The sequence below is a fragment of the Streptomyces solincola genome (assembly GCF_002982015.1).
Classification (GTDB): Bacteria; Actinomycetota; Actinomycetes; order Streptomycetales; family Streptomycetaceae; genus Streptomyces; species Streptomyces solincola.
Genome location: NZ_PVLV01000137.1, coordinates 1 through 9308, shown reverse-complemented (window position 1 = coordinate 9308; position 9308 = coordinate 1). Strand labels below are relative to the sequence as shown.

Genomic DNA, 9308 nt, shown 5'->3' with positions numbered 1-9308 from the left:
GCCGTAAGGGGGAGTGGCGGACACTTCGCGCCGTGCCTCGCCGTGCGCCTCCTCGGGCGGGCCGGTGGAACCTACACTGGCGCCGGGGCGCACGGCCCCGCCGTATAGGGGTGGTTGACGGTGCGTAAGGCGTTGATGGTGACCGGGGTGTCGGTCGGCGTCTGCCTGAGCTTCGTCGCGCTGCTCGTGGTCGGCACCTACACCGCCGCCGCCGGGCTGCTCGGCGGGGCGGGGGCGGGCGTCGCCGGAGCGGTGGGCCTGGCCAAGGGCGCGGTCCCGGCCGCGTACCAGCCACTGGTGCAGAAGTGGGGCAACCTCTGCCCGGCGATCAACCCGGCGCTGCTGGCCGCCCAGCTCTACCAGGAGAGCGGCTGGAACCCGCGGGCGGTCAGCCCGGCCGACGCCCGCGGCATCGCCCAGTTCATCCCCGGCACCTGGGCGGCGCACGGGGTGGACGGCGACAGCGACGGCGACCGGGACATCTGGGACCCGGCCGACGCGATCCCGTCGGCGGCCTCGTACGACTGCGAACTGGCGAAGTACGTCAAGGACGTTCCCGGCGACGCCACCAGCAACATGCTCGCCGCCTACAACGCCGGCGCGTACCGGGTGATAAGGGCCGGCGGCGTCCCGGCCATCAGCGAGACCCGCAACTACGTCCGGATCATCCGCAGCCTGGAGAAGAGCTTCGCCCGCCCGGTCGGCCGGATCGAGCCCTCCCGGCAGGCGGCCGCGGCCATCTCCTTCGCCCAGTCCAAGCTCGGCACCCCCTATCTGTGGGGCGGCAACGGCACCCCCGAGCAGCAGGGCCGGTTCGACTGCTCCGGGCTCACCCAGGCCGCGTACCGGACCGTCGGGATCGAGCTGCCGCGGGTGGCGAACGACCAGTACAACGCCGGACCGCACCCCTCGCGCGAGGAGCTGCTGCCGGGCGATCTGGTCTTCTTCTCCGACGACCTGACGAACAGCCGGGCGATCCGGCACGTCGGCATCTACGTGGGCGGCGGATACATGATCAACGCACCCTTCACCGGGGCCGTGATCCGCTTCGACAAGATCGACACACCGGACTACTTCGGGGCCACCCGGGTGACCGAAGATGGCGCGAAAGCGTTGCCCAGGGACCTGCCGGGGAGCGCCTGAGCTGCGAAGACGCATCACTCTTCGATAACGTCATGGTGATCGTTCCGTGGAGAGTGGAACCTCTCCCCCGCGGAGGTCGTTCTCTTGTCCACGGGTGCGGCGGCTCACGGCCGCCGCACACAGGTGGCTTGGCCGCCACCGGCAGACAGTGCGTCACGGGCCGCGAGGGCGTCACGGGACACGAGAGCAAGGGGCCGCGGCAGATGGCTGGACTCGCGTCGGACGGGTCGAACCCCGATGTCGGCCTGCTCTACGACATCAACGGCCTGGCCGGCTCCACCCCTTCCTGGTTCGACCATGCCATGGCGTTCACCGGCGAGTACGGCATCCTCATCGCCCTGGTGCTGCTGGTGCTGGGCTGCTGGTGGAGCGTGCGCCGGCGCGGCGCCGCCGAGGACTCCGTCGCCGCCGTCGCCGGGATCGTCTGGGCCCCGCTCGCGGCCGGCGTCGCCCTGCTGGTCAACATCCCCATCCGGGGCTTCGTCGAGCGCCCCCGGCCCTTCCTGGACCACCAGGGCCTGGACGTCCTGGTCCCGGGCAAGAGCGACTACTCCTTCGTCAGCGACCACGCCACGCTCGCCATGGCCGTGGCCGCCGCGCTGTTCGTCGCCCACCGCCGCTACGGGCTGGCCGCCATCGGCCTGGCGCTGGCCGAGGGCTTCTGCCGGGTCTACCTCGGCGTGCACTACCCCACCGACGTGATCGGCGGCCTCGCGCTCGGTACGGCGGTGGCGCTGCTGCTCGCCCCGGTCGCCCTCGCCCTGCTCACCCCGCTGGTCGCGGCGGTCGCCCGGTCCGGGCGGCTCGGCGGGCTGGTGCGCTCCCGCCGCGCCGACGACGGCCGGCGCGCGCAGGCCCCGGCGGCCGTGCCCGAGCAGGCGCCGCTGCCCGCGCCGGGCACGGGAGCCGGCGCCGACCCGGACGAGAACGGGCTCGCGGCCTGACCCCGGACCGGTGGCGCCCCGCCCGGCCTCAGTGCGCGGGCGGGCGCTGCGGGGGTACGCCCGCCTCCGCCTCGGCCCGCGCCGAGTGCGCGGCGGCGTCGGCGCGGGCGCGGTCGCGTGAGCGGCGGGCCGGACCCTGCCAGCCGCAGCCGCACCGGGCGACGGAGAACGCCCCGTGCTCGACCGCGGTGGCGGTGTGGCCGGTGGCGGACGGGACGTCAGGGGCGGCGGGCGGTTCATGCGCGGGCACGGCTCCACCGTACCGGGGAGGCGAGGGCGCGTGACGGGCCGCCGGGGCGGTCGTTGAACGAGGGGAGCGGAGGTCGGCGCCACCGGCTCCGGGACACCCGGGCGCGGCGCGGACACGGCAGACCCCCGCTCGCGGGTACGGCGTCAGGCTTCGGCAGCGGCACAGCGTTGGGGGTCGGCAGGCGATGGTGCAGCAGCGCAGGCGCGGAGGCGGCGCGGCCGCCGTCACCGCCGCCGTGATGGGGGCGATGACGGCGACCGGATGCTCCGCGGCGGCGGACGCCTCGCCCGCCCCGGACCCGGCCCGGGCCGTGCGCACCGCCCCCGACGTGCTGGCCCGCTCGGTCACCTCCAAGGCGCGTACGTCGATGGAGATGGCGACCGGCGGGACCCGGGTCACCATCCGGGGCGAGGGCGCCTACGACTTCGTACGGGGCCGCGGGCGGCTGAAGGTGGTGCTGCCGCGCGACCCGTCCGGCGCGGAGGGGCACCGCCCCATCACCGAACTGCTCGCCCCCGGCGCGCTGTACATGAAGAACCGGGGCGCGGGGGTGCCAGCCGACAAGTGGGTGCGGGTGGACACCGCCGGGCTGTCCGACGGCAACCTCGTCACCGGCGGGGCCACCGACCCGGGGGCCGCCGCCGAACTGCTGCGCGGCGCGCGGAGCGTCCGCCACGTCGGCGAGGAGGAGCTGGCCGGGGTGCCGGTCACCCACTACCAGGGCGTCGCCGACCTCGGGCACGCCGCCCGGGCCGCCTCCCCGGGGCTGCGCGCGGTGCTCGCGGCGGCGGCGAAAGGGTTCACCGAGGACAGCGTGCCGTTCGACGTCTACCTCGACCGGGAGGGGCGGCTGCGCAAGGTGCGCCACCAGTTCAGCTTCGTCAACGAGGGGCGCACGGTGGCGGTCGCCTCCACCACGCTGCTGTACGAGTTCGGCGCGCCGGTCACCGTGGTGCTGCCGCCGGCCCGGGACATCTACACGGGGAAGGTCGGGATGTAGCTTCACGACCCCGTCCGGGCGGGGTCGGGTGGTCGGAAGAATGGTCCGGACGTGTCATGCGCGGCGCGTGCCGGGCTCCCTACGCTGGAGAGCCGGAAGGGCAGCGAGACGGCGGCGACGGGGGCGCGGACCGCGACTGCGACCGCGTCCGCTACCCGACCGTGACCGCGACCGGGAACGCTTCTCCAGGAAGAGGTGATGTGCGTGGCACCGCCCAGCCCGATGACCGTCCAGGACTGCGTCGCCCTCGCCGAGATCGAGCTGTGCGGCGAGCTGATGATCGCCGCGTCCGGATCGGACGGCGACAAGCTGAGCGCCGCGCTCATCGACGAGGTGCTGAACGTCGTGCCGGCGGGACGCGGCCCCGCGACGCCCTGAAGACCTGGGCGCGGGCCGGACACGGCGACGCCCGTCGGGCGGTCCCGGACGGGGCCGGCTCGGCGGGCGTCACGGCGGGCGTCACGGCGGGCGTCACGGCGGGCGTCACGGCGGGCGTCACGACGGGCGTCACGACGGGCGTCACGACGGGCGTCACGACGGGCGTTTTTCGGCCATACCCGGTGGCGAGCGGCGCCTACGGCCGTGACGGCCGTGACGGCCGCGCCGGACGGCAGCGCGGTGGCGGCTCAGGTGCGGAGCATGCGGGCGATGGCCTTGGTGGCCTCCTCGACCTTGGCGTCGATCTCGTCGCCGCCCTTGACCGCCGCGTCGGCGACGCAGTGCCGCAGGTGCTCCTCCAGCAACCGCAGCGCGAAGGACTGGAGCGCCTTCGTGGACGCGGAGACCTGGGTGAGTATGTCGATGCAGTAGACGTCCTCGTCGACCATCCGCTGGAGGCCCCGGATCTGGCCCTCGATGCGGCGCAGCCGCTTCAGGTGCTCGTCCTTCTGCTTGTGGTAGCCGTGCACCCCGCGGTCGTGGTCGGTGACGGGCGCCTGGTCGGTCACCGGGTCCGCACCGCCCGTCACGGCGCCGGCGCCGGAGTCGGCCGGAAGGCCGGCGGCCTCGGTGCTCGTCATGGCGTCCTCCCGTTGTCGGATAAGGGTTCTGATACCCCTCGTGGGTATATGGTACCGGCCGGTCGCAAAAGGTGGCCGGGGGGCGGTTCTGTTCACTGTGCCCGATGGGCGACACTGAAGAACGCCGGTTAGCCGTGGCCGGATGATGCGCCTAGCATCAGCCTGACCGAAACCCATGCACCCCGAGGACCCTCTGTGCGCTTTCGTCTGACCCCCAGGGAGACGAGCTTCTACGACATGTTCTCCGCGTCCGCGGACAACATCGTCACGGGCTCCAAGCTCCTGATGGAACTGCTCGGAGCGGACTCCTCCGCACGGGCCGAGATCGCGGAGCGGATGCGGGCGGCGGAGCACGCGGGGGACGACGCGACCCACGCGATCTTCCACCAGTTGAACTCCTCCTTCATCACGCCGTTCGACCGCGAGGACATCTACGCCCTCGCCTCGTCGCTCGACGACATCATGGACTTCATGGAGGAGGCGGTCGACCTGGTCGTCCTCTACAACGTCAAGGAACTCCCCAAGGGCGTCGAGCAGCAGATCGAGGTGCTCTCGCGGGCGGCCGAGCTGACCGCCGAGGCCATGCCGCACCTGCGGACCATGGACAACCTCACCGAGTACTGGATCGAGGTCAACCGGCTGGAGAACCAGGCCGACCAGATCCACCGCAAGCTGCTGGCCCACCTCTTCAACGGCAAGTACGACGCCATGGAGGTGCTGAAGCTCAAGCAGATCGTGGACGTGCTGGAAGAGGCCGCCGACGCCTTCGAGCACGTCGCGAACACGGTGGAGACCATCGCGGTCAAGGAGTCCTGAGCTTCGTGGACACCTTCGCGCTGGTCGTGACCATCGGCGTCGCGCTCGGCTTCACCTACACCAACGGCTTCCACGACTCGGCGAACGCCATCGCCACCTCCGTCTCCACCCGGGCGCTGACCCCGCGGGCCGCGCTGGCCATGGCCGCGGTGATGAACCTCGCCGGCGCCTTCCTCGGCAGCGGGGTCGCCAAGACCGTCAGCGAGGGCCTGATCGAGACGCCGCACGGGCGCAACGGGATGGGGATCCTGTTCGCCGCGCTGGTGGGCGCGATCGTCTGGAACCTGATCACCTGGTACTTCGGGCTGCCCTCGTCGTCCTCGCACGCGCTGTTCGGCGGCATGGTCGGCGCGGCGCTCGCCGGCGGCACGGAGGTCATCTGGACCGGCGTGCTGGACAAGATCGTCATCCCGATGTTCGTCTCGCCGGTGATCGGCCTGCTGGTCGGCTACCTGGTGATGTGCGCGATCCTGTGGATGTTCCGCAAGGCCAACCCGCACAAGGCCAAGCGCGGCTTCCGGATAGCGCAGACCGTCTCGGCGGCCGGCATGGCGCTGGGCCACGGCCTCCAGGACGCCCAGAAGACCATGGGCATCGTGGTGATGGCGCTGGTCATCGCCGACGTCCAGGACGCGGGCGACGCCATCCCGATCTGGGTCAAGATCGCCTGTGCGGTGATGCTGTCGCTGGGCACCTACGCCGGCGGGTGGCGCATCATGCGGACCCTCGGCCGCAAGATCATCGAGCTGGACCCGCCGCAGGGGTTCGCCGCGGAGACCACCGGCGCCTCGATCATGTTCGGCTCGGCGTTCATCTTCCACGCGCCGATCTCCACCACCCACGTCATCACCTCGGCGATCATGGGCGTCGGCGCGACCAAGCGGGTCAACGCGGTCCGCTGGGGCGTCGCCAAGAACATCATCCTCGGCTGGTTCATCACCATGCCGGCCGCCGCCCTGGTGGCCGCGCTGAGCTTCTACGGGGTGAAGCTGCTCTTCGGCTGAGCGCTGAGCGCCGAGCCCGGAAGCAGGAAAGGGGGCCCGCCGCCCCGGGTGAACACCCGGGGCGGCGGGCCCTCGGCCGTGCGGTGGCACCGCCATGCAGCACCGCAGGGCGCCTGGTCCCGGTCCCGGCGGCGTACCGCGGGCCCGGGAGCGGGGCGGGGCCGGTCAGCCGAAGCGGCCCGAGATGTAGTCCTCGGTCGCCTGCACCGAGGGGTTGGAGAAGATCCGGTCGGTCTCGTCGATCTCCACCAGCTTGCCCGGCTGCCCCACGGCCGCCAGGTTGAAGAAGGCGGTCCGGTCCGACACGCGGGCCGCCTGCTGCATGTTGTGGGTCACGATGACGATCGTGAACCGCTCCTTCAGCTCGCTGATCAGGTCCTCGATGGCGAGCGTGGAGATCGGGTCCAGCGCCGAGCAGGGCTCGTCCATCAGCAGCACGTCCGGCTCGACCGCGATGGCGCGGGCGATGCACAGCCGCTGCTGCTGGCCGCCGGACAGGCCCGAGCCGGGCTTGTTCAGCCGGTCCTTGACCTCGTCCCACAGGTTCGCGCCGCGCAGCGAGCGCTCCACCACGGCGGTCAGCTCGTTCTTCTTGTACGAGCCGTTCAGCCGCAGCCCGGCCGCCACGTTGTCGAAGATCGACATGGTGGGGAACGGGTTCGGCCGCTGGAACACCATGCCGACCGTGCGGCGCACGGCGACCGGGTCGACCCCGGAGCCGTAGAGGTTCTCGTCGTCCAGCATCACCTTGCCCTCGACGCGGCCGCCGGGGGTGACCTCGTGCATGCGGTTCAGGGTGCGCAGGAAGGTGGACTTGCCGCAGCCGGAGGGGCCGATGAAGGCCGTCACGGAGCGGGGCTCGACGGTCATCGAGATGTCGTCGATCGCCTTGTGGGAGCCGTAGTAAGCGGACAGTCCGCTGACGTCGATGCGCTTGGCCATATCAATCACTACTTCCGGGTGCCGGGTCAGCGGCTGGTCTTCGGGGCCTTCCAGCGGGCGATGCCGCGGGCCACCAGATTGAGGATCATGACGAACGCGATCAGCACCAGGGCGGCGCCCCAGGCCCGGTCGTAGGAGGCGTCGCTGCCGACCTTGTACTGGTCCCAGATGTAGAAGGGCAGCGACGACTGCGGTCCGTCGAAGGGGTTGGCGTTGATCATCTGGCTGCCGAAGACCAGCAGCAGGATCGGGGCGGTCTCGCCGGCGACGCGCGCGATGGCGAGCATCACACCGGTGGTGATGCCGCCGATCGCGGTGGGCAGCACCACCTTCAGGATCACCCGCCACTTGGGCACGCCCAGGGCGAGGGCGGCCTCGCGCAGCTCGTTGGGCACGAGCTTGAGCATCTCCTCGGTGGAGCGGACGACCACCGGGACCATCAGGATCGTCAGCGCCAGCGCGCCCATCAGGCCGGACGGGCCGATGCCCGCGATCAGCATGATGGAGAGGATGAACAGGCCGGCCACGATCGAGGGGATGCCGGTCATCACGTCGACGAAGAAGGTGACGGCGCGGGCCAGCGCGCCCCGGCCGTACTCGACCAGGTAGACGGCGGTCAGCAGGCCGATCGGGGCGGCGATCGCGGTCGCCAGGCCCACCTGCTCCAGGGTGCCGAGCAGCGCGTGGTAGACGCCGCCGCCCGGTTCGAAGCCGACGACCCCCGCCATGGAGTGGGTCAGGAAGTAGCCGTCGACGACCTTGGCGCCGCGGCTGACCGTGGTCCAGATCAGCGAGAGCAGCGGCACCACGGCGAGGAGGAAGCAGACCCACACGGCGCTGGTGGCCAGGCGGTCGCGGGCCTGGCGCCGGTTCTCCACGGCGGAGGTCACCACGTAGGAGATGACGACGAACAGGAGGGCGGATATCAGGCCCCACTGGACCCGGCTGTGCAGCCCGGCGGCCAGGCCGGTGCCGACGCCGAGGACGATCGCGGCGGCGGCGAAGCCGGCCGGAGCCCAGCGCGGCAGGCCGCGGCGGCTGAGGCTGCCGCGGGGGGAGGTGCGGACGGGTGCGTCCTGGACAGCGTGGCTCATCAGGCGTTCGCCCCCGAGTACTCCTTGCGGCGCGCGATGATCAGGCGGGCCGCGCCGTTGACCAGCAGGGTGAGGACGAAGAGCACCAGGCCGGAGGCGATCAGCGCGTCCCGTCCGAGCTGGTTGGCCTCGTCGAACTTCGCGGCGATGTTCTGCGCGAAGGTGCCGCCGCCCGGGTCGAGCAGGTGCAGCGAGATGAGGAAGTTGGGGGAGAGGACCGTGGCCACGGCCATGGTCTCGCCGAGCGCGCGGCCCAGGCCCAGCATCGAGGCGGAGATCACGCCGGAGCGGCCGAAGGGCAGCACCGCCATCCGGATCACCTCCCAGCGGGTGGCGCCCAGGGCCAGGGCGGCCTCCTCGTTCATCCGCGGCACCTGGAGGAAGACCTCGCGGGAGACGCTGGTCACGATGGGCAGGATCATGATCGCCAGCAGGATGCCCACGGTGAACAGCGAGCGGGCGATGCCGACCTGGGTCTTCTCGAAGACGTAGGTCCAGCCGAGGAACTGGTCCAGCCAGAGGTTGAGCCCCTCCAGGTACGGGACGAGGAAGAGGGCGCCCCAGATGCCGTAGATGATCGACGGCACGGCGGCCAGCAGGTCCACCACGTACGCCAGCGGCGCGGCCAGTCGGCGCGGGGCGTAGTGCGAGATGAACAGCGCGATGCCGACGGCGATCGGAACGGCGATCACCATGGCGACGACCGAGCTGACGACGGTGCCGAAGAGCAGCACGGCGATGCCGAACTCGGGCGGGTTGCCGGTGGGGTTCCAGCCGAAGGTGGTGAGGAAGTTGCCCTCGTTCTCGGCGAGGGCGAGGGAGGCGCGGTAGGTGAGGAACACGGCGATGGACGCCATGATCACCAGCACCAGGATGCCGGAGCCGCGGGACAGGCCGAGGAAGATCCTGTCCCCGGCCCTCCCGGTGGAGGCGCCCGGTTTCCCGGCGGCCGGGGCGGCCGGTGGCTTGTCAGTGGTGAGAGTCATGCTCGTTTCCGGTCTGTGGGGCGGGGCCGCTCGCGCGGCTCCGCTGGCGGCGGTGCACCGGATGGGGTGGGCGGGGGCGGCCGGTCACGGCGCCGCAGGCCCCGCGGAAC

The 9308-nt window shown here is 71.9% G+C and carries 11 protein-coding genes; 6 read left to right on the top strand and 5 right to left on the bottom strand.

Annotated elements, in window-relative coordinates:
- Positions 1-135 precede the first annotated feature (135 nt).
- Both C6N75_RS11035 and C6N75_RS11030 read left to right on the top strand, forming a co-directional pair.
- Complete coding sequence (locus C6N75_RS11035) at positions 136-1143, top strand: C40 family peptidase (RefSeq protein WP_105868694.1); 1008 nt, start codon at positions 136-138, stop codon at positions 1141-1143.
- Between the two features lie 203 nt (positions 1144-1346).
- The gene (locus tag C6N75_RS11030) at positions 1347-2087 is read left to right on the top strand and encodes a phosphatase PAP2 family protein (RefSeq protein WP_105868693.1); all 741 of its coding nucleotides are present in this window, start codon (positions 1347-1349) and stop codon (positions 2085-2087) included.
- 28 nt (positions 2088-2115) lie between these two features.
- On the opposite strand, the gene C6N75_RS11025 is transcribed toward C6N75_RS11030, so the two are convergent.
- The gene (locus C6N75_RS11025) at positions 2116-2337 is read right to left on the bottom strand and encodes a hypothetical protein (protein ID WP_105868692.1); all 222 of its coding nucleotides are present in this window, start codon (positions 2335-2337) and stop codon (positions 2116-2118) included.
- A gap of 184 nt (positions 2338-2521) precedes the next feature.
- Here C6N75_RS11025 and C6N75_RS11020 point away from each other — a divergent pair, with 184 nt between their 5' ends.
- Together C6N75_RS11020 and C6N75_RS11015 are read left to right on the top strand one after the other, a co-directional pair.
- Positions 2522-3337 (top strand): hypothetical protein, encoded by an 816-nt coding sequence (locus C6N75_RS11020; RefSeq protein ID WP_105868691.1) that lies wholly within the window; start codon positions 2522-2524, stop codon positions 3335-3337.
- A gap of 198 nt (positions 3338-3535) precedes the next feature.
- Positions 3536-3715: a hypothetical protein gene (locus tag C6N75_RS11015; protein ID WP_105868690.1), complete on the top strand. Its 180-nt coding sequence runs from the start codon at positions 3536-3538 to the stop codon at positions 3713-3715.
- A gap of 248 nt (positions 3716-3963) precedes the next feature.
- On the opposite strand, the gene C6N75_RS11010 is transcribed toward C6N75_RS11015, so the two are convergent.
- A complete protein-coding gene (locus C6N75_RS11010) occupies positions 3964-4356 on the bottom strand; it encodes a metal-sensitive transcriptional regulator (protein ID WP_105868689.1) in 393 nt (130 codons plus the stop codon).
- Between the two features lie 195 nt (positions 4357-4551).
- Here C6N75_RS11010 and C6N75_RS11005 point away from each other — a divergent pair, with 195 nt between their 5' ends.
- Together C6N75_RS11005 and C6N75_RS11000 are read left to right on the top strand one after the other, a co-directional pair.
- Entirely contained in the window at positions 4552-5172 is a 621-nt protein-coding gene (locus C6N75_RS11005) for a DUF47 domain-containing protein (RefSeq protein WP_105868688.1), read from the top strand.
- Between the two features lie 5 nt (positions 5173-5177).
- Positions 5178-6176, top strand: a complete 999-nt coding sequence (locus tag C6N75_RS11000; protein ID WP_105868687.1) for an inorganic phosphate transporter — start codon at positions 5178-5180, stop codon at positions 6174-6176.
- Positions 6177-6341: 165 nt separating this feature from the next.
- Here C6N75_RS11000 and pstB read toward each other — a convergent pair whose 3' ends face one another.
- The 3 genes from pstB to pstC are packed head-to-tail and all read right to left on the bottom strand — an operon-like array spanning position 6342 to position 9198.
- The gene (pstB, locus tag C6N75_RS10995) at positions 6342-7118 is read right to left on the bottom strand and encodes a phosphate ABC transporter ATP-binding protein PstB (protein WP_105868686.1); all 777 of its coding nucleotides are present in this window, start codon (positions 7116-7118) and stop codon (positions 6342-6344) included.
- A gap of 26 nt (positions 7119-7144) precedes the next feature.
- The gene (gene pstA, locus C6N75_RS10990; protein WP_105868685.1) at positions 7145-8212 is read right to left on the bottom strand and encodes a phosphate ABC transporter permease PstA; all 1068 of its coding nucleotides are present in this window, start codon (positions 8210-8212) and stop codon (positions 7145-7147) included.
- On the bottom strand, positions 8212-9198 hold the full coding sequence (pstC, locus tag C6N75_RS10985) for a phosphate ABC transporter permease subunit PstC (RefSeq protein WP_105868684.1): 987 nt from the start codon (positions 9196-9198) through the stop codon (positions 8212-8214). Before pstC ends, pstA begins: the two co-directional genes overlap by 1 nt.
- Positions 9199-9308: the final 110 nt, after the last annotated feature.

Excerpts from the sequence above, each read along its gene's own strand:
- C6N75_RS11035 (WP_105868694.1), top strand. The coding sequence starts at position 136 with ATGGTGACCGGGGTGTCGGTCGGCGTCTGCCTGAGCTTCGTCGCGCTG.
- C6N75_RS11030 (WP_105868693.1), top strand. The coding sequence starts at position 1,347 with ATGGCTGGACTCGCGTCGGACGGGTCGAACCCCGATGTCGGCCTGCTC.
- C6N75_RS11020 (WP_105868691.1), top strand. The coding sequence starts at position 2,522 with ATGGTGCAGCAGCGCAGGCGCGGAGGCGGCGCGGCCGCCGTCACCGCC.
- C6N75_RS11015 (WP_105868690.1), top strand. The coding sequence starts at position 3,536 with ATGTGCGTGGCACCGCCCAGCCCGATGACCGTCCAGGACTGCGTCGCC.
- C6N75_RS11010 (WP_105868689.1), bottom strand. The coding sequence starts at position 4,356 with ATGACGAGCACCGAGGCCGCCGGCCTTCCGGCCGACTCCGGCGCCGGC.
- pstB (WP_105868686.1), bottom strand. The coding sequence starts at position 7,118 with ATGGCCAAGCGCATCGACGTCAGCGGACTGTCCGCTTACTACGGCTCC.
- pstA (WP_105868685.1), bottom strand. The coding sequence starts at position 8,212 with ATGAGCCACGCTGTCCAGGACGCACCCGTCCGCACCTCCCCCCGCGGC.
- pstC (WP_105868684.1), bottom strand. The coding sequence starts at position 9,198 with ATGACTCTCACCACTGACAAGCCACCGGCCGCCCCGGCCGCCGGGAAA.